General features: G+C 61.2%; 14 protein-coding genes. 3 read left to right on the top strand and 11 right to left on the bottom strand.

The window, feature by feature from the left end:
* Nucleotide 1: 1 nt before the first annotated feature.
* The 6 genes from AC1DM5_RS12020 to hglS all read right to left on the bottom strand — a co-directional run bounded on the left by AC1DM5_RS12020 (nucleotide 2) and on the right by hglS (nucleotide 8,312).
* Entirely contained in the window at nucleotides 2-1,039 is a 1,038-nt protein-coding gene (locus AC1DM5_RS12020) for an ABC transporter ATP-binding protein (protein ID WP_477821532.1), read from the bottom strand.
* On the bottom strand, nucleotides 1,036-2,694 hold the full coding sequence (locus AC1DM5_RS12015; protein ID WP_477821531.1) for an ABC transporter permease: 1,659 nt from the start codon (nucleotides 2,692-2,694) through the stop codon (nucleotides 1,036-1,038). Before AC1DM5_RS12015 ends, AC1DM5_RS12020 begins: the two co-directional genes overlap by 4 nt.
* Nucleotides 2,695-2,757: 63 nt before the next feature.
* The gene (locus AC1DM5_RS12010; protein ID WP_477821530.1) at nucleotides 2,758-3,783 is read right to left on the bottom strand and encodes an iron ABC transporter substrate-binding protein; all 1,026 of its coding nucleotides are present in this window, start codon (nucleotides 3,781-3,783) and stop codon (nucleotides 2,758-2,760) included.
* A gap of 205 nt (nucleotides 3,784-3,988) precedes the next feature.
* Nucleotides 3,989-5,527, bottom strand: coding sequence for an L-piperidine-6-carboxylate dehydrogenase (gene amaB, locus AC1DM5_RS12005; RefSeq protein ID WP_477975038.1), 1,539 nt, complete (start codon nucleotides 5,525-5,527; stop codon nucleotides 3,989-3,991).
* 25 nt (nucleotides 5,528-5,552) lie between these two features.
* Nucleotides 5,553-6,836 carry an NAD(P)/FAD-dependent oxidoreductase gene (locus AC1DM5_RS12000; RefSeq protein ID WP_477821528.1) on the bottom strand — a complete coding sequence of 428 codons (1,284 nt, stop codon included), beginning with the start codon at nucleotides 6,834-6,836 and terminating at the stop codon, nucleotides 5,553-5,555.
* Between the two features lie 69 nt (nucleotides 6,837-6,905).
* Nucleotides 6,906-8,312: a 2-oxoadipate dioxygenase/decarboxylase HglS gene (gene hglS, locus AC1DM5_RS11995; protein ID WP_477821527.1), complete on the bottom strand. Its 1,407-nt coding sequence runs from the start codon at nucleotides 8,310-8,312 to the stop codon at nucleotides 6,906-6,908.
* Between the two features lie 103 nt (nucleotides 8,313-8,415).
* Between hglS and AC1DM5_RS11990 the strand changes: the two genes are divergently transcribed.
* From AC1DM5_RS11990 to AC1DM5_RS11980, 3 genes are all read left to right on the top strand, one after another.
* On the top strand, nucleotides 8,416-9,324 hold the full coding sequence (locus AC1DM5_RS11990) for a LysR family transcriptional regulator (protein ID WP_477821526.1): 909 nt from the start codon (nucleotides 8,416-8,418) through the stop codon (nucleotides 9,322-9,324).
* Between the two features lie 71 nt (nucleotides 9,325-9,395).
* Nucleotides 9,396-9,632 (top strand): Lrp/AsnC ligand binding domain-containing protein, encoded by a 237-nt coding sequence (locus tag AC1DM5_RS11985; protein ID WP_007825394.1) that lies wholly within the window; start codon nucleotides 9,396-9,398, stop codon nucleotides 9,630-9,632.
* Between the two features lie 104 nt (nucleotides 9,633-9,736).
* Nucleotides 9,737-10,903, top strand: a complete 1,167-nt coding sequence (locus AC1DM5_RS11980; RefSeq protein WP_477821525.1) for a glycosyltransferase family 4 protein — start codon at nucleotides 9,737-9,739, stop codon at nucleotides 10,901-10,903.
* 54 nt (nucleotides 10,904-10,957) lie between these two features.
* On the opposite strand, the gene AC1DM5_RS11975 is transcribed toward AC1DM5_RS11980, so the two are convergent.
* The 5 genes from AC1DM5_RS11975 to AC1DM5_RS11955 all read right to left on the bottom strand — a co-directional run bounded on the left by AC1DM5_RS11975 (nucleotide 10,958) and on the right by AC1DM5_RS11955 (nucleotide 19,954).
* The gene (locus AC1DM5_RS11975) at nucleotides 10,958-14,269 is read right to left on the bottom strand and encodes an oligosaccharide flippase family protein (protein WP_477821524.1); all 3,312 of its coding nucleotides are present in this window, start codon (nucleotides 14,267-14,269) and stop codon (nucleotides 10,958-10,960) included.
* Nucleotides 14,270-14,358: 89 nt separating this feature from the next.
* A complete protein-coding gene (locus AC1DM5_RS11970) occupies nucleotides 14,359-15,537 on the bottom strand; it encodes a glycosyltransferase family 4 protein (protein ID WP_477821554.1) in 1,179 nt (392 codons plus the stop codon).
* Nucleotides 15,538-15,583: 46 nt separating this feature from the next.
* Complete coding sequence (locus AC1DM5_RS11965; protein WP_477821523.1) at nucleotides 15,584-18,058, bottom strand: glycoside hydrolase family 2 protein; 2,475 nt, start codon at nucleotides 18,056-18,058, stop codon at nucleotides 15,584-15,586.
* 16 nt (nucleotides 18,059-18,074) lie between these two features.
* Nucleotides 18,075-19,055, bottom strand: coding sequence for a DUF1839 family protein (locus AC1DM5_RS11960; protein WP_477821553.1), 981 nt, complete (start codon nucleotides 19,053-19,055; stop codon nucleotides 18,075-18,077).
* The gene (locus AC1DM5_RS11955) at nucleotides 19,046-19,954 is read right to left on the bottom strand and encodes an amino acid--[acyl-carrier-protein] ligase (RefSeq protein WP_477975035.1); all 909 of its coding nucleotides are present in this window, start codon (nucleotides 19,952-19,954) and stop codon (nucleotides 19,046-19,048) included. The genes AC1DM5_RS11960 and AC1DM5_RS11955 overlap by 10 nt, the downstream gene beginning before the upstream one ends.

Raw genomic sequence — 19,954 nt, 5'->3', positions numbered from 1 at the left:
CCTAGCGCGAAAAAACATGCGCCTTGCCGGCGATATCGAGGCGAACGAGATCGCCCCGCGCCGGCAACGCCACGCTCGATGTCTTGATCAGGATCGGCGGCAGGGCGACAGCGGCAAGCGACACCGCCACCGTGCAGGTCGCGCCGCCGAATTCTACATCCACGACACGYCCGCCATATTTCGCGTTGTCCTCACCGACAACGACGCGGATCTGTTCCGGCCGCAGCATGATTTCCGCCTTGCCCTGATGGCCCCCCTCAACCGGCACGCTGCCGAGCGCACAATCGGCAAAACCATTCTTGATGATCGCCGGCAGCATGACCGCATCGCCAAGGAAAAGCGCCGTCTCGCGATCTCGCGGCTTGAGATAGAGCGTCTGCGGCGTGCCGGCCTGCACCAGCTTCCCCTCGCGCAATACCGCAACCTGATCGGCAAAGGACAGGGCCTCACCCTGATCGTGGGTCACAAGGACGGCAGTGATGCCGGCGGCCTGCAACACGCGGGCCACGGCCTTTCGCATGTTTTCGCGGAGGCCTGTATCCAGGGCGGAAAACGGCTCATCCAGCAGCATCAGGCGCGGCCGGCGGCCGAGCGCACGGGCAAGCGCCACACGCTGCTGCTGGCCCCCCGAAAGCTGGTGCGGGCGGCGATCCAGCATACTGTTTTCCAGCTCCACCATTTCCAGAAGGTCGCGAATTCGCTTTTCGCGATCCGGCGCACCGCGCTCGAAACCGAAACCGATATTTTCTGCGACACTTAAATGCGGAAAGAGCGCGCCATCCTGCGAGACGATGCCGATACCGCGCTTGTGGGCAGGAACACATACCGGCCCGTCAGCGAGCACCTCACCATCGAGCGTTACCCGGCCGACGTCAGGCTGTTCGAAGCCGGCAATGATACGCAGCAGCGTCGTCTTGCCGGAACCGGAGGGACCGACAACCGCCGTGCGGCTGCCCGCCTGCACTTCAAGCGAGATATCCTTCAAGGCCTGAACCGGCCCATAGCGCTTGCTGATAGCGTCGATCGTAAGCAGCGTCATTGGCCGGCAGTCCGTTTCGATTGGGCATAGAGCATGAGGGTGAGCGGCAGCGATAGCACGACCATCATGAAGGCATAGGGTGCTGCAGAGACATAATCGATCTCACTGGTCATCGACCAGAATTTTGTCGCCAACGTATCGACGCCGTTTGGCGACAGCATCAGCGTGGCCGTCAATTCATTGGTGATGCCGAGTGCTGCGAGCGCCACGCTGGCAGCAGCACCCGGCGCTGCGAGCCGCATGGTGATCTGGCGCACTGCCTGTCCCGGCGTGCGGCCAAGCCCCATTGCCGCCCGCTCCAGCTCGACAGGCGCCTGCGCGATGCTGGCGCGCAGGCCGACCATGGCGCGCGGCAGGAAGAGCAGTACATAGGCGACCAGCAGCGTTGCAAAGGTCTGGTAGAGCGGCAGGATGAGACGGACGGTGATCGAGACAAGCGCAAGCGCCACGACGACACCCGGCAGCGAACCGACATAATAGTGGCAGGCTTCGAGGATGCGCTGGAAGCGGCCCGGCGCGCGCACAGAGAGCCAGGCCATAGGGGCAGCAGCGATCGTCGTCAGCACGCCACCGGCGACGGCGAGAACGATCGTCTGTGCAAAGGCACTCGCCACCTCGATGCGCCAGATGCCGAGCCCGCCGAGATAAAGCCAACGGCCGAGCGTGATCAGCGGCACGCCGAGCGTCAGCGCTGCGAGGACGATCGGCAGAGCCACGGCGGGCACTACGAACCAGCCGAGCCGGCGACGGTCTGCCGGGCGCGCCGAGCCGGAGCCAACGCGTGCATATCGCTCATTGCCGCGCAGCAGGATCTCGAGGCCGAGCAGGAACAGGCAGCAGGCGACGAGCACGCCGCCGAGCATGTTGGAAGCCGGGCTGTTGTAGGAAGACTGGAACTGGTCGACGATCGCGGTTGCAAACGTGTCGAAGCGGATCATCACGAACAGACCGTATTCCGACAGCAGGTGCAGCGCGATCAGCAGCGAGCCGCCGCAGATGGCCAGGCGAAGCTGCGGCAGGACCGTGCGGAAGAAGACCCGCCACGGATCGAGGCCAAGCGAAGCAGCGGCGTCCTCGATGGCCGGATCGAGCCGGCGGAGTGCCGCGGCAACCGGCAGATAGAGGAAGGGGTAATAGGCAAGCACCGAAACAAAGACGCCGCTCTGCAACCCGCGCATGCCTGGAAGCAGGCTGACCCAGGCATAGGAATGCACGAAGGCCGGCACGGCAAGCGGGGCAATGGCTAGCCACGCCCAGAGCCGTGCGAACGGGATATCCGTCCGCTCCGTCAGCCAGGCGAGTGTGACGGCAAGCGCGATAGACAGCGGAACAGTGATCGATTCCAAAAGAACCGTATTGACGAGAAGCTCGCCGACCCGCGGGCGAAAGACCAGCGTTTTTACCGTTTCCCAGCCGACATCATAGGTTACCCATCCGATGAAGCCGAGCGGCACGAGGCTGAAGATCGCCACAACAGATGCGACGAGAACGACGGAAGCGTGCGGCATGCGCCAGCGCGGCAAAACCATTCGCGAGACCCTTGGCGCCTCGTTGCCGGATGCGAGCAATCTATTGTCCTGCAGCAAGGCCGATGCCTTCACACGCTGAAAAAGGAAGGCAACCGCCTTTGAGGAGCGGTTGCCGGATTTCGTCATGCCCTAAGGTTTTCTTGAGCCAAAAGCAATAGTTTTGGCTGGAAGAAGACTGCGGCAGGAAGGTTAGATAAGGCCGGCGGCGGTCATCAGCTCCACGACCTTCTTGCTGTCGAGGGTCGAGGCTTCAACCTTCGGCGCGTTGAGGTCGGAAAGCGGCACCAGCTTGTCGTTGGAGGCTGCATCCTTGCCGATGGCGTATTCAAAGGAATCGCCGTCCTTAAGCACGGTCTGGCCAGCCTTGCTGGTGAGATACTTCAGGAAAGCCTGAGCTTCCTTCATGTGTTGCGTGGACTTCAGGATGCCGCCGCCCGAAACGCTGACGAAAGCGCCCGGATCTTCATTCTTGAAATAGTGCAGGCCGACATTCTTGCTGTTTTCGCCGGTCTTGGCCTGATCGCCGAACCAGTAATAGTGATAGATGATCGCGCCTTCGACTTCACCGGCGTTGACGGCCTTCATGGCGACGCTGTTGCCTTTGTAGGGGGTGGCGTTGTCCTTGAGGCCCTTCAGCCAGGTCTTGGTAGCGTCTTCACCCTTCAGCTGCAGGAAGGCAGCAACGATTGCCTGGAAGTCGGCACCTGCGGGAGCGGCACCCCAGCGGCCCTTCCAAGCCGGGTCCTGCAGGTCGAGCATCGACTTCGGCAGTTTCTCTTCGGTCAGCTTCGTCTTGTCATAGGCGAAAACGGTCGTGCGCGCGGCAATGCCGGTCCACATGCCATCAGCCGGGCGATACTGCTCCGGAACCTGATCCAGCGTATCCTTCTCGATCGGCGCAAACAGGCCGGCGCCATCGACCAGCGTCATGGCCGGCGAGTTTTCGGTGAGGAAAACGTCGGCGGGCGAAGCATCGCCTTCCTGGATGATCTGATTGGCGAACTGCATATCGCTGCCCTGGCGCATGGTGACCTTGATGCCGGTCTCCTTGGTGAAGGCATCGATCCATTCGCGGCCGAGGCTTTCGTGCTGGGCATTATAGACGACGATGCCTTCGGACTGCTGCGCATTGGCACTGCCTGCGAGCGCGGTGGCTGCGAGAAGTGAAGCGGCAAGAGCAAGCGCGCCGGAAAGACGGTTAAGAGCAATTTTCATGATGGCCTCCGTGGCGATGTCACCCGAGCTCCCAAGGGTGATGGCAGGCGTATATTTTTGTTGACTGATTACTTCAAGTTTCGAGGTCAAAAATAACATCACATTATCTTGACTCAATCTTTCATCTTCGCGGGGAATAAATCCGGATTTCGTCAAAAAAAGCGACGCCGGTGAGGCGTCGCTTTTTAGATCCCAATGCGTTAGCTTATTCGACGTCGAACTTGACACCCTGCGCCAGCGGCAGGGTCTTGCCGTAATTGACGGTGTTGGTGGAGCGTCGCATGTAAGCCTTCCAGGCATCCGAACCGGATTCACGGCCGCCGCCGGTCTCCTTCTCGCCGCCAAAGGCTCCGCCTATCTCAGCACCGGACGGACCAATATTGACATTGGCGATGCCGCAATCCGAACCACGCGAGGACAGGAAGGTCTCCGCTTCGCGCATATTGTTGGTAAATATCGAGGACGACAGGCCCTGCGGTACGGCGTTGTGCAGCTCCAGCACAGCGTCGAAATCGCTATACTTGATGACGTAGAGGATCGGCGCGAAGGTTTCCTGCTCGACCGGGCCGGCCTGCTCAGACATTTCGACGAGTGCGGGGCGAACATAGAAGGCTTCTGCCGAACCGTTCTCGACGCGCTCACCACCAACGATAGCGCCGCCGGCGGCCGTTGCCTGGCCGAGAGCGGTCTGCATCTTGTCAAAGGCCTGCCCGTCGATCAGCGGGCCAACCAGCGTGCCCGTTTCCAGCGGATTGCCGATCGTCACCGAACCATAGGCCTTCTTCAGCCGCGGAACGAGCTGGTCATAGACGCTCTCATGCACGAAGAGACGGCGCAGCGTCGTGCAGCGCTGGCCGGCCGTGCCCATGGCCGCGAAGGCAACCCCCCGCAGCGTCAGATCAAGATCGGCCGTCGGGCAGACGATTGCGGCATTGTTGCCGCCAAGCTCCAGGATTGCGCGGGCAAAGCGCTGCGACAGGCGCGGACCTACGGCGCGGCCCATGGCCGTGGAGCCGGTGGCTGAAACGAGCGGGATCTTCGGATGGTCGACCAGCACTTCGCCAACCTCGCGGCCGCCGATCAGGAGCGTCGAGAGATTTGCCGGCGCCTTGCCGCCTTCGGCAACAAAACGCTTCAGCGCCTTCTCGAACAGCGCCTGCACAGCGAGCGCCGTCAGCGGCGTCTTTTCCGAAGGCTTCCAGACCGTGGAATTGCCGCAGACGATGGCGAGTGCCGCATTCCACGACCAGACAGCCACAGGAAAATTGAAGGCCGAGATGATGCCGATGGCGCCAAGTGGATGCCAGCTTTCCATCATCCGGTGCTCGGCGCGCTCGGTGGCAATCGTCAGGCCATAGAGCTGGCGGGAAAGGCCAACTGCGAAATCGCAGATATCGATCATTTCCTGCACTTCGCCGAGGCCTTCGGAGGTGATCTTGCCGACTTCGATCGAGACCAGGCGGCCGAGCGCAACCTTGGAGGCCCGCAGCTCTTCGCCGAGCAGGCGGATCAGCTCGCCGCGCTTCGGCGCCGGAACGGCCCGCCACTCGAGGAAAGCCGTGTGCGCGGCGTCGATCGCTGCCTTGGCGTCCGCGACGGAATGTTCCCTGAGCTTGCCGATTTCCTTACCTGTGATCGGCGAAGCGACGGACAGCGTGCCGCCCGTATAGCTCTTGGCATCGACGCCGAGGTCGGCGAGCAGCTTGGCGGTTTCGGTGGCGAGATCGAGGACAGCGATGGTCATTATCTTGGTTCCAGTCTTGTTGTTCTCAGAAACGGGCATCGGCGAAATGGGCGACCTGAGCGCCGGCTTCGTACCATACTTCCTTGAGCGCGCGGAAGCTCGGCTCGCGAGGATCGGTCAGCGGCAAAGGCAGATCCGCTTCGGCCATCCGGCCAAGAATATGCTCCGCCAAAGTGCGGCCGAACACTGTCCCGGGCGCGATCCCGCGGCCATTATAGCCCGAAAAGCCGATGACATTGGGAGCGAATTTGTGGAAGCGCGGCAGTGCATTGTCGGTCATGCCAATCTGCCCGTACCATTCACATTCGAATTCGATATCGCCGATCTCGGGGAAAAGCCGCTTCAGCGAGCGCTTCGCCCAGCCTTTGTGCACGGAAAGGCCAGTATTGCGCAACGCCCCGACGCTGCCGAAGACCAGGCGGCCGGCCTGATCCATCCGGAAGGAGGAGAGGATTTCCTTTGTATCCCACACACCCTCGTGATTGGGCAGGATCGACTGGCGCAGATTGTGGCCGAGCGGCACGGTGGCAAAATTGAAATAGGGCAGAAACACCTGCTCGTTGCGCACCTGCTCCCAGGGGCCGGTGCTGTAGGCGTCGGTCGCCACGATGATCCAGTCGGCGCTCACCTGTCCGCGCGCCGTCTTCACCACCCAGCGGCCACCCTGCCGCTCGGTTGCGATAACAGGGCTTGCCGTATGCAACACGACACCCGCCTTCTGCGCCGCATGGGCAAGCCCGCGCGCATAGGCAAGTGGCTGCAGCGTGCCGGCCCGCATGTCGAGCAGCGACCCGGCATAGGCATTCGTGCCGATGCGTTTTGCCGTCTCATCCGCATCGAGCAACGCCACGGGCGCGCCGCGCGCCGACCATTGTTTGTAGCGTTCCTCGACTTCCTTCAACCCATCGGGACCGACGGCGCAATGCAGAGTGCCTTGTTTCTCCAGCTCGCAAGCAATGCCGTGCTTTTCGATCAGCGCCATGACCAGCCGTGGCGCGTTGCCAAGCAGGTCAAGCAGACGCTCGCCATAGACCGGGCCGAGCACACCGGGCAGGTCATCAGGCATGACCCACATGCCGGCATTGATGAGGCCGACATTGCGACCCGCGCCGCCGAAGCCGATCTCCTTGGCCTCGAGCAGCACGACTCGCGACCCGCCCTCGGCCAGATGCAGGCCGGAAGAAAGGCCGGTATAGCCGCCGCCGACGATGACGACATCGGCCTCGGTGGCGCCTTCCACCACAGACGTGACGGGTGGCTGGGGAGCAGTCTTTTCCCACAGGCCGTGGGAGCGTGGATCATTGAGCATCGGACAGTCCAGTCAGGATCGAAATCGGTACTCTAGCGCCGCCTCCGCCCTCGCGGAAGCGGCCAAATATCAGGCGACCGTCTTTAGCTTCAGGCCCGAAAGGCTGAGCTTTTCCATGGCCATGTCGAGCGAGGCAGCCTGCCGCTCGCTATAGAGCGCGAGCTCGTCCTGAACCTTCGCGCCGAGTGCTTCCTCGAAGGCATCCCGGTTCGAGCGCGTCGCATAATTCTGCTGCTGGTCCGTGCCGAGGTTCGACTGGAAGATACCGGCCGCGCTGACAGGCAGGAAATCCTCGTAGATAACGGGATCGAACCGCAGATAGCCCTTGGCAATCAACGCGTCCGGATCGGAGGGCAGTTGTCCCTTGGCCGCGATACCTTCGGGCGTCGCCGAATAGCGGAAGAAGGCTAATCCTTGGCGCCGCAATTCATCCCAGCTATCCGGCAATGCCTTGAACCGCTCGGCAAGCTCGGCATCGTAATCGCCGGCCTTCGCGCCCGACGCGCCGACCTGCACTTCGCCGCGCACCGAGGCAAGCAGCCGATCATAGAGCGCCCGGCCCTTGGCCGTCAGCGCCACGCCGCGCTGTTCGATCTCGCCGAAGCGGGCCGTATGCGTGCCTGATGTCGCCCCGGCCTCGCCGGTAAAAGCAATCGGCTCTTCCAGAGCCTTGAAGCTCGTCTGCCGCAGCAGGATATCGCAATTGCGCCGCGGCGGGCCTTCGATGACGGCCTTGGGCGTGATGCCGCGCTCCGGCATGCGCCGTTGCACTTCATCAATATCGAGTGTGCGCGGCGTCAGATGGTTGATATGCGGCCCCTTGAAACTGACGACATCGGCAATGAGGCGATGCGCATCATGCAGACGCTTGTAGGCCGCGGCGCTGACCGTCGCCTCGCCGTGCCAGCGGAAGGTTTCCAGCGCCTCGGCAACGAACTCCGCAGCTTCCGCTTCCATCAGACCGCCGGCCTTCTCATGCTGTTCGATGAGGGCGATGGCACGCGGTGTGTAGATGCGCCGTCTGGCGAGGATTGCCGCGGTTTCAGCGCGCAACTCTTCGTCTTCGATCAGTTCCAGGCGCAACAACGAGGTGAAAACGCGGAACGGATTGACGTTCAGCGCCGCTTCATCGACAGGCCGGAAGCAGGTGGAATGTACGGGAACGCCGGCGACCGAGAGATCGTAGTAACCGACCGACTGCATCCCCATGACGGCAAAGAGCCGGCGGATCGTGAAAAGCTCTTCGGCCGTTCCGAGACGGATCGCGCCATGACGCTCGACATCGATGCGCTCCAGCTCGCCTGCACGCCGAAGCCGCTCGCTCAATTCCCCGTCTTTTGCGAGGACTTCGGCGTTGACCTCCCCCACGAGCTCGATCAGCGTCCCGTATTGCGGCACTTCCATCCGGTACATCTGCGACATGGCTTCGGTGAAAAGCGAACGGATGCGATCCGTGGAGACGAAAGCGCCGGGCATGAGGAAACTCCGCGTTCATTCCGATTTTGCAGGATGAAGTTCTTTACAAGGCCGCCGAAGCCGTGAATATCGACGTTTCGGAAATAGTTCATTCTGAAATGGAATGATCATGCTCTCGCCAAGACGTTTTTTGCCGTCGATCTCGCATCTCGCCGCCTTCGAAGCAGTGGCGCGAACCGGCAGCGTAACGTCAGCAGCGCGCGAACTCGACCTGACGCAGAGCGCCGTCAGCCGCCAGATCAAGGCGCTGGAGGAGCAACTCGGCGTCGAGCTTTTCCTGCGCGAACGCCAGACCGTGCGACTTACTCTTGCCGGAGACGCCTACGCGCGTGAGATCCGCGAGGCACTCCGCCGTATCTCCAGCGCCTCGCTAAACCTGCGCGCTAACCCGCATGGCGGTACTTTGAACCTCGCCATCCTGCCGACCTTCGGCACGCGCTGGCTGGCGCCGCGCCTCGGCCGCTTTCTCGCCGCCAATCCGGGGGTCACGATCAACCTCGTAACCCGGCTCTCCTCCTTCGATTTCCGGCTCGATTCCATCGATGCCGCCATCCACTTCGGTCATCCCCACTGGCCGGGCGCGGAACTCGCCTTCCTGATGTCTGAACGCACGCTGCCCGCCTGCAGCCCGGATTTCCTCAAGCGCAATGCGATCTCCCGCGCGGAAGACCTGCTGACGGCGCCCCTCTTGCATCTGACAACCCGGCCCGATGCCTGGGAGCGCTGGTTTGCCGATAACGGCGTCGTCTTCGAAAGCGTGCACGGCATGTTGTTCGACCAGTTTGCCACGGCAGCGCAGGCGGCAATCGCCGGCCTCGGTGTCGCACTGCTGCCAACTTTCCTCATCCAGGAAGAACTGAAGCGCGGCGCTCTCATCGCCGCCGTCGACCGCGAGATGGAAAGCCGCGAACGCTATTATCTCGCCTTCCCGCCGGAACGCGCCGATTACGCGCCGCTCGCCGCCTTCCGCGATTGGATTATCTCCGAAGCCTGTTCGAATCAGGAGACGTAAGGAACGGCTTGCATCGCAGCAGCGGTTTCGACCATTATGCGCGCCATCAGAATTCGATGCAGGAAATTCCCATGAAGCCGATCTTCGTCCAGCTCCAGTGTGCCCCAGGCAAGACCTACGAGGTCGCCGACGCCATCTACAAGACCGAACTGGTCTCGGAGCTCTACTCGACATCAGGCAATTACGACCTGCTGCTCAAGGTCTACATCGAAGAAGGCCAGGATATCGGCAAGTTCATCAATGACAACATCGCCAACATCCCCGGCATCGTCCGCTCGCTGACGACATTGACCTTCAAGGCGTTCTGAACCGGTTAACCCTTTTGCTAATAAAGCCGGTCGCGGGGGCATCTTCATATACCGCACCTTAACGGCCGGCGTGGCTGGTCATTCCCACAGAGAATAGGTGGGAAATGTCCCTCTCCATGAAAAAGACCGTCGAGAAAAGGCCGCAGCTTAATGCTGCGCCCCTCATCGTGCATGTCGTGCGACAGTTTCTGCCGAACCGCGGCGGCCTGGAAGATGTGGTTGCCAATCTCGCCCGCCAGACGCTGAAGCGCGGATACCGCGTCCGTGTCGTCACCCTCGATTCCCTCTTCACCGCTCCCGACGACAAGCTTCCGGGACGCGAAACCATCGACAGCGTCGAGGTTATTCGTATTCCCTGGTCAGGCAGCAGCCGTTATCCGCTAGCGCCGCAGGTATTCCGCCATATCGGCGATGCCGATCTCATCCATGTCCACGCCATCGATTTCTTCTTCGATGCGCTCGCCTGGGGAAGGCTCCTGCACCGCAAGCCCATGGTGGTCACGACCCATGGCGGTTTCTTTCACACGAAGAAATTCCTGGCGATCAAGAAAGTCTGGTTCAGGACGCTGACACGGCTCTCGGCGAGCGCCTATCGCCGCGTAGTCTGCTGCAGTGCGTCCGATCTCAGCCAGTTCATCCAGATCGTCCCCGATGGCATTACCATCGAGAATGGCGCCGATATCGGCAAATTCGCCGATGCCGCCTCGCGCACCCCTGAACGGCGCGTCGTCACTATCGGGCGCTTCTCGGTAAACAAGCGGCTCGATCTGCTACTGGATGCAACGGCAGCGCTCGTCAAACGCAATCCCGGCTGGCGTCTCGATATCATCGGCGCCGAATCCGATCTCAACGCCGCTGATCTCAGGCGCGAGATCACGGCAAGGTCGCTGGACACAGCCGTCACCCTGACTATTTCGCCGGATAATCAATCGATCCGCGAGATCATCGCAAAAGCATCCCTTTTCGCTTCCGCCTCGGAATATGAAGGCTTCGGCCTCGTCGCGCTGGAAGCGATGAGCGCCGGCCTGCAGCCGGTCCTGAACTCCAATGAGGCTTACCGCGTACTTGCCGGGCGGCACGAGGAGATCATTCTCGCCGACTTCATGAAGCCGGATCGGGCCGCTGACGCGATCGAGGAAGCCTACCGGAAAGTAAGCGCCGAGGGTGCAGCGCTGCGGGAGAGCCTTGTTCAGGCCGCGCACGCTTATTCGTGGAACGCGGTCGCCGAACGCTATGTCGACCTCTACCGGTCGATCGGCATTGCCGTTTAGAGCATTTCCGTTTTTCTTCGAATCCCGGAAATGCTCTAACAAATCAGGAAATTCTCAAGCCTTCGCAAGCCGGACGATCTCGTCTAGCACCAGCTTGCGCGATTCCGGTGGTGTCAGGTTGTGATCGGCATCCTGCAGCATCACCACCCGCACATTCGGGTGCCGGGTAAACTTGTGCCCGCGCGGGCCGAAGTGGAAATACATGTGGTCGAGACCGACATCGCCTTCGCTGTAGATCAGTGTCAGCGGCACCTTGCGCTTGCCGAGCGCCGCAAAGGACTGGCGCACTTGCCGCGCGATGTCACGGCGGCCCGGAATGAGTTCGACAAGCGGCGCGATGCGTGGTGAGAGCCGGCGGCCGATCGCGATAAAGATGTTCTGCAGGGCCGCAAAAACATCAACCTCCCCGCGGAACAGCCGCTTGACCGTGTCGAGCCTCATCATCCGCTGACCGTAGTCGTCGACGCTGCGCGGAACAGAGACAACATGCTCGCGCCGCACCGGCATCTCGGGATCCCAGTAGTAGACGAAGGGATTAATGGAAACGATCGCCTTCAAACGCTCATCCTCGATGCCCGCGCGCAGGGCCACATAACCGCCGCTGCAGCGACCCGCGACCATGATCGGTCCGGCGACAAAGCTTTCCAAGAGATCCAGCGAGGCGAGCGCGTCTTCCGTCTGCGTCGCCGAATAGAGAACCTGTTCCGGCGCATCCGGGCGCGGAACGCTGTCGCCAACATTGGCGGAATCGAAACGCAGCGAAACGACGCCCTGGCGAGCGAGCTCACGCGCCATATCAACCGTCGTACGACCCCAGCCGGCATGCCGGTCATAAGCTGTCGACATGAAGAGCACGGCATTACCCTTGATCTCGCCCTGCGGCCGGCTGACGACACCGATGAGATGCTGAAAGGCTCCGAAACGAACCGGAATTTCCTCAAAACCATCACCCGCGAGCGGCTGGTTTTCGACCTCCTGCGGAGAGTGACCAGCGGATGCGGCAGGCGTGGTTGTCTCGACAAGCCATTCGCTGAGCAGCGCGATGACTGCCATCGGCGTCTTGGCAAAGAGCGGGTTCGTGACCAGCTCGTCATAACCTTCGAAAACGCGCTGCTCGACATTGCCGCCGAGCGCCCTCAGTGCGTCGGCGAAGGCCGTATCGTCAACCCGAACCGGGCGTTCGAGGATGAGGTAATTCGGTGCCGCCAGGTCCTGCGGTGAGCTGATATTGAGCTTGCCGATTTCCGCAGCAATCGCGTCGGGCAAGGTCAGACCGGCGATCTGCACCTGGGCGCTCGGCGCATGTTCCTTGCCGAGACCGAGGTCGGCATGGATGATCCGCGACCACATGTTGATTTCACGCAGATGGCCTCTGCCGCTCAAAATAGGCGCAAGCAGCACAACACTGTCGACGCCCTCGATCGAATGGCCGGTCAAATGAGCAAGCGTGCCGCCGAGACTCTGGCCGACAAGAATGATCTGCGAGCAGCCGCTGAGCGCCTTCAGCTTTACAGCGGCCGCGCGGATGGAATTCTTCCAGATTTCCAGGCTCGGCGTCTGATTTCCGAAATCGAGCGCGTCACCGGTGCCCGTATAGTCGAAACGCAGGCTCGGTACGCCGATATCGGAAAAATGCTCTGCCGCGACGCGGTAGAATTTCCGCGTGCACATTTCTTCGAAACCCCAGGGACTGACGAAGAGAACGGCAGCCGAGCGTCTTGCAACGTCAGGCTTTTCCGGCATGAACAGACCGATTGTGCCATCGAAGACCACGGGAAGAGCAGCGGCACGGCCGGCGCCTTCTGCCGGCTCGCGCGAGAACTCCTCGTTATCAGGTTTCTTCTCTCCCCCTTCGGGCGTCGGCGGGGTGATGAAATTGACCACGCGCCTTGCCGGTCCCTTCAGCAGCGCCGGCATCTTGTCGAGGATCGAGCGCAGCACCTGGATATCTTCGGCCGGCACAGCACGGAGGACTTTCAACGCAGCAAAATAAGTAAATGTGCCAGCGATGATCGCCGCGACAAGACCAATCGGACCCTGGACGAGCTCGAGTGCAGTAGTCGCACCGCAGCCGCAAAATACCGCCGCGAGAGTAATCTTCGTAAGGCTGAGATAAAGGCCCGAAAGCTGAGTTCCGAATCCCGTTTGTCTGACCATCATTACCGACATCGCAACAAATACGGCTATGCGCACAAGCGCGGCACCCTCGGCGGCAAGACTAGGTACGATGAGTAAACAACCCACTACCATCAGGAGGCCACCTATCACACTGATTTTCAACCGTACATTGGCCTTGTCGATTGAAAGCAGGTACAGGCTGAGAACCTGCATGAGAGTGTAGGCAGGCGCGACGAGCGCAAGCAGGGCGACAACTCCGCCGCTTCGGTCGAAGGCTTCGCCGAAGACCACATGCACAAGTTCGGTAGAGATCGCAGCAAGCCCGAGGCTCATGGGCAGCACAATATAGGCCATACTGCGGATGACGGCGGCAAAGGCCTCGACCGGGAATTTCGAGTCGGCGCTGGCATGCCGCCGTTCAGAATAATAGGGCAGCAGGCTGCCGCTCATCTGGATGGGAAGCTGCAGCGCGATATTGGCGATCGACAGGCCGGCAGCATAGAAACCGACCATTTCCACCGACCAGAACTGCTGCAGAAAAAGCAGCTCGATGCGGTTGAGGAAGATCGAATCGATGACGAACTGCATCGACAGGATGACCGACGACGAAGCCAGATATTTGAGCGAGACGCCGCAGCGGTCACGACGGGTAAAGAGGATCGGCAATGTAGCGACGAAAAGCACGAGTTGGCCGAGCGAGTAACCGACAAGCACACCCTGCACACCGTAAAAGACGGCACCGACCGCTACGCCCACAAGCTGGAAAACCGAGACGATCAACGTCAGCTGGAAGAACGTGCCAAGCCGCTTTTCGCCGATGAGGTAGAATTTGACGAAGGAGCCAATCGCCTGGACGAAGAAAAGGATGCCTGTCACAAGCGCCACCGACGGCGCGGTATCGGCCCAGTGCATTTCCTCCGATGTCAGGAAGAACAGGGCATAAAGCCCCAGCAGCACCAACGTGGAGCAGACCATGAAGGTGACTAGGATCGAGGCAAATCCCCTACGTTGCTCGAAGCTGTAGCCCTGCGCAGAAAGCTGCGGCAGCGTCTTCAGAAGCGTGATGCTGGAGCCGAGCTCAGCAATCGAGGCCCCTGTGACAACGAGCCAGAGTGAAAAGGCGACGATGCCATTGGCCTCGGGGCCGAGCAGGCGTGCGGTTATGATCGAGGAAACGAATCCCGTCACCAGAAGCAGCATGCCCGCCGCCGCATTCATCACCGAGTTTGCAATAATGCCCTTCGACATCCGTCCATCCGCTAGAAGCCGCATTGCGGCCGAAAACAAGCCATCTCTAAATTGGAAATGTTAAAATAAAGGGGAGTGAGGCGCTCAGCTTAGCTCGCCAGCATCGCCGAAAGCCTTGAAAGCGCCTTGTCGTAGCTGTGCTCGGCAAGATGGCGCATCAGATAGGTCCGAGCCCCCTCCGCTTTCTGCCACGCACCATCAGAATCGGAATAGATGTTCTTCAGATGGACCGCCGCGGCCGCTGGCGAGGGGTCGGCCCAGACGGCATCCTTGAGATCGGCAAATTCCGGATGGCTGTCGATGACGGGAGTGAGAGACGGCTCGACCAGCCATGTATTGTCCGGATCGCAGAAATCGACCGTGCCCGACCATCCTGTCGAGACGACGGGCGTGCGATGCATGATCGCTTCAGCCACCGTCAGGCCGAAGCCCTCCGAGCGATGCAGCGAAAGATAGGCGTTGGAGTCGCGGATAATGCCGTTGATCTCCGAACTCGCCAGATTGTCGGTAACGATCCTGATGTTGCGGTCGCCTTCCACGGATTGCATGAGCGCCCGAAGCGCCTCGTCCCTGGCCGGGTTGCCGCTCGCCTTCATCAGCAGGAAGGCATTGGGGCATTCGGCGCTGAAGAGCCTGAAGGCTTCGATCGCCGCCTGCGGGTTCTTGCGGTTGATCGAGGAGCCGGCACTGAAGATGAACGATACGAGGAAAGCATCCTCGGCAATTCCGAATTTCTGCCTGATACCGTCAGCCGCCGGCCGCTCGGCCACCGGGTGCGGCACGACAATGACAGGTGCAGTCGTATGCGGCGCGATTGCCCGCCTGGTGAATTCCGAGGGAACGAAGACGGCGTTCATATAGTGCATGGCATTGCGCCATTCTGCCGGCACCACTTCAAGCTCCCAGGCCCAATAACCGATATTGAAGGCACGGGTGAAATTACCGAGGCCTTTCTTCAGGATAGCGCGCGGCAGCATGGGCGGATTGAGATGCCATATGCGGCTTCCCGGCTGGCCGTCGGAAACCTGTGTAGATGCCCACTCCACCAGCTTGCCTTCATCCGGATGCGTGCTGACATCAGCCAGCATGATCTCACGGCCCGCCCGCGAAAGCGCACCAACGCAAAGTCGCGCGGATTCGCCTACACCCGCCGCCATCGACAGATAGCCGACGATCTCAACCGGCCGGCGCGGATTGAAGGCAAGCCGCGATTTGACGATAAGCCGCTGCAGCAGATGCCCGCGCACGCTCCGATAGACGCCCCGCAGAGCCTCTTCCGCCTGCACTCTGATGGTCATGACCGCTCCCTAGCCCTTAAAGCGCGAAATGGCGCGCGGCGCCGACGCTCCTGATTTCGCCTGCCGGCAATGCATCGCCGTCAGTGCCCGCAGCGGCGATGAGCTTCACTCGCTTGGCAGGGCCCGGTGCCAGATGGAACCAGTCCTCTTCCGCCCGGTAGCCTTCGACATCGATATGGACAGATTGGGCCAGCCTGTCGGTCGCAAGCGTGATGAACCAATCATCGCCCTCACGCGTGAAAGATGCCTCGATCGTCGCGTCGTGGAAGGCTTTGGCTCGGCCGCGCGGAAAATGGAAAGCCTGTGCGAGCAACGCTCCGTCCATCGTCGACCTCAGCCAGGCAACGCTGACGTCATGCGACGGCGCGCCGAAACGAAAGGCATAGGTCGCATCGAAGAAGCCACCGAAGAGATCGGTACAAGCGATACGCTCCACGCTTCTCGGGTCGAGATTGAAAGCCTTGCTGCCGCTCGCGACCTGCTGACGCCCCTCGCGCAGGCAGGCAACATCGAGTTCGAGAGCGACCACCTTATCCGTTTCGTTGATGACGTGGACATAGAGGCCGTTCGTCCCCTCGTCCGTAAAAACTGCCTGCACCGGACGGAAGGCGCGGCGCATTGCATGCCAGACAGGCTTCGGCTCGCCGGTGGAGTCGATCACGCCCCAGCCGGGACCCGGCAACAGATCCTGCAGGGTCCAGACGAGCGCGCCATTGCAGGACGATCCCTTGCGTCGCCACTCGGCAAAGGTCTCCTCCAGCACCTCGCCTGTTACGGCGCGCGAAAGATCGAGATAGCGCTCGGGGTCTTCGCGACGGAGCCTGGCCGCATCGAGATCGTAGAGAAGCCCGAGATAGAAATCTCTGATATCCTCGAAATCCCAGGAAGCACCGCGGTCGCGCGGTACCCGCCCTTTCCAGAGCGGACTGTGAACTGAGGGCACGTCGAGATACCGCTGCAAGGTCCTTTGCTGCGGTACATGTGCGAACGCGAGGCTTTCGGCCGCAAAGCGCACCTCAGCGCGGCGCGCATCCTCAAGTGGCCGCATATAGGCGCCGACGCCGTAATAATGCGTCACGCCGGCGTTGGGCGAAAAGGGCATCGCCCCGCCACAGGGCGAATTCGGCACATAGGGCACATCCGGCCGCATGCGCTGGCAGATCGCCGGTATGATCTCGTCGGTGATCGGCCCGCTCCAGAAATCGGCGGGCAGGCCGAACATCGCCGCCTGCTGGTGGATTTCGCTGCCACCGCAGAGCACCGCTAGCGAGGGCGAGAGTTGTACGCTGTGCAGAAACTCTTCCACCTCGGCATGTACATGGCCGATAAAAGCCTTGTCATTCTTCGGATAGTCGAAATTGGCGAACATGAAGTCCTGCCAGACCATTAGCCCGAGCGCATCGCAGAGCGCGAAAAAGTCGGGCGTTTCATAGGCCATGGTACCGCCGATGCGGATCATGTTCATGCCGGCCTCGGCAGCAAGCCGCAGGAAAGGCTCGTAATCGGCCCGCTCGCCAGGCAGCCGTGCGATATCGGCCGTTGTCCAGACTGCGCCGCGGCAGAAGACCCGCTCGCCGTTGACGCCAAGCGCGAAATCATTGCCATCAGCGCCATGGTCGGCCTCGATACGGCGAAAACCGGCTTTGCCCAGCGAATGTTCTTCGCCATCGATAACCAGCGTCACGTCATAGAGATGCGGCACACCATGCGTATGCGGCCACCACGCCTCGATGTCGGAAAGCTTGAGAATCACCGAATAATGCCGATCGCCGATCTTCTCGAAACCCTGTTCGGCGCCGGCACAACGCAACAGCATCACCGGCTCTTCGCCAGCGGTATAAAGCGAAACGCTGAGTCGCCCCACGCCGTTTTCCTCCAACACCGCGCGCACCGAAACATTATCGACCGAGGCCGCGCCCCGACGCACGAGCGAAATCGGCCGCCACGGCCCAACGGCATGGATCTCCGGACACCAGCCGGGCATATGCCCGAGCAGCGTGTTGCGGACATTCTTCAGCCCTTGAGGCGTAATCATATGCGGTCGCCAGCGAGCACGCGGCCCGGGCTCCGACAGACGTGGGCCAAGCGCCCGGAAGCAGAGCGCCAGTTCATCACCGCCTGTCAGCGTCACCGGCATTTCGTGCGCAGTGAACATGCTCTCGGAAAAGAGGATTTCCTGGCCGTTGAGAAAAACATGGCAGATCGTCGCCAGCCCCTCAAAACGCAGGATCGCCTCACCCGGCTCCGTATCGAAGAGGCGGGTCAGGTACCAGGCGTCCTTGGTGTTCAGCGGTTGTGGATTTTCCCGATCGAACAGCCCTGCTCTTTCGAGCGCCGCTGCGACGGTGCCTGGAACAGGTGCAGGAATGAACTGCGCCGAAAGGTGGATATCGTGAGGGGTCGCGCAGGCGTCAGGCTCGGTCAGAACCAGATTCCACCCTTCGGAAAGCAAGCTTTCCTCAGCCCCGATGCTTGCCAACCGCCCGCGCATGGTCAGATCTCCGGCTTCAGACTCGCTCCGCGAGCGATGCCATCATCGAATCCCATGCATCGGCTGCCGGATCAAGTGCCGCTTTCAACGGTTCGAACTTGCGGCGGGTGACGGCGCGGGCAAGCTGGAACTGAACCGACTTCGCCGCTTCCGAGATACGGCGCGCCTCTTCGGCCGCAACACCGAACTCACCGGACGAAAGCCAGGTCAAATGATCAGCTGCGAGTTCGAAATTCGCACCTACCTGCCGCAGCGTGTTGAAGGCATACTTGTGGAAGAAGCCAAAGGGCCGATCGGCTACTGCCTCAACCTGCAACGGAAAGACCTCGGCAAAGGCGCGGATCGGATTGGCGCTCGGTCGGCGATGGAAATGGAAGCCCAGGAGCCGACGGGAAACCTTGCGCAGATGTGCTTCGCCGACAGGGCGTTCCGGGAACTTGGCGAATTCCGTATAGGGCAGGAACGGCGCATCCTCATCCGTCAGATGGGACTGGAACAACCCGTCGAAATCCTCCCCCTCGATGCGGAAATAGCCGGCGTTGTGGAAGTAGTCGACACGCTTGCCGGCAAAGTCCAGCCGGTTGATCGCAATCGTCGTCTTGCCATGTTCCTGCCGGTAGGCGGTGCCGCGCGTATCCGGCATGTAGAAGGAATCCATCTCGATGAGGCAGAGCCGACCGCGGGCGATCTGCACCTCGACATGCCGCTCGACGCAGTCGTAGATCGCAAGCTCGGTGGCGCGGATGCCGTAGAGCGCTTCGAGATCCTCCAGCGGCACCTTGAAGAAGGTGAACTGGTCGCCCTCGAAATCCTGCGTCAACGTGAAACCGAGCATCGCCTCCGGCGCAACGCCGAATGTCGAGAGCACCTCGATCCAGAGATCGATGTAGCAATTGGTCTCCGGCCACATGCGCTCACCGGAATGCAGCGCATGCGGCTTGTAGGCATCGGGATCGATACCCGCAAAGACCGATGTCATCGAGCCGCTCAGCCCCACAGGACTTTCCGCACGCTTGCCGGCCATGTCTTGACGTCAAGGCCGTGATGATGGAAGAGCGCGAGCGCAATGCGCTCCAGCCCAAAGCCGACGCAGGCGGTGTGGGCCACGCTGCCGTCTTCAAGGTTCAGGCCCCACTTCACGCCGAACGAGTCCTGATGATAGTTGAAGCTCATGCAGGCCGTCGGGTTTGCAGAGGACGTGATCGGGATCAAGAGCTCGAATTTCAGGTTCTGGTCGCGCTGGTTGTTGACCATCATCTTGCCGGCACGACCGAAGAACGGGTCGTTGGCAACATCGATCGTCACGTCGAGGCCGACCTGCTTCATCATTTCGACACCGCGGTCCATCCAGCTCTGGCGGAAATCGGTCACATGCTGCTCGGTGCCCATGCAGACATATTCGCGCATGCGGAAAAGCTGCTGCCGGGCCGGATCCTTGGAAGGCTCATGACGGAAGCAGTAGGATTGCAGATCGAAGAGCCCGCCCTTGGCCGGCAGATTGCCGCGCTTGGCAACGGTCGGATAGAGCGGATAGCAGGCTGCCGGCGTCAGCACGATGTCGGTCGCCTTCTGGTCCTTGGTCCAGTCCTCGCCGACTTCCATGCATTGCAGCAGGCTCATATGGTCAAGCTCGGCGCCGCAGAAGCTGTGCACCGTGCCGGCAAGCTGCGGGAAGCTTTTCATGTAGCCGCTCTTTTCGAAGAGCGCGCGGTTCATGCCGGGCGGAAAACGCATCGCCTCTGCGCCATCGCCGCCGCCGAACTTGTCGATCAGCCGTTCGAAGGCGGCAATGACATCTTCGAACTGGCCGCTGCGGCCATAAAGACCGTCGACGCCGGTATCGATCAGCAGACCGGACTCGAAGAGCCGGTCCAGAAACGAAGTCTGCATATCCAT

This window comes from Rhizobium sp. 01T437 (genome assembly GCF_056398505.1).
The sequence above is the reverse complement of the archived record's forward strand: the minus strand, read 5'-3'. Positions and strand labels throughout refer to the sequence as shown.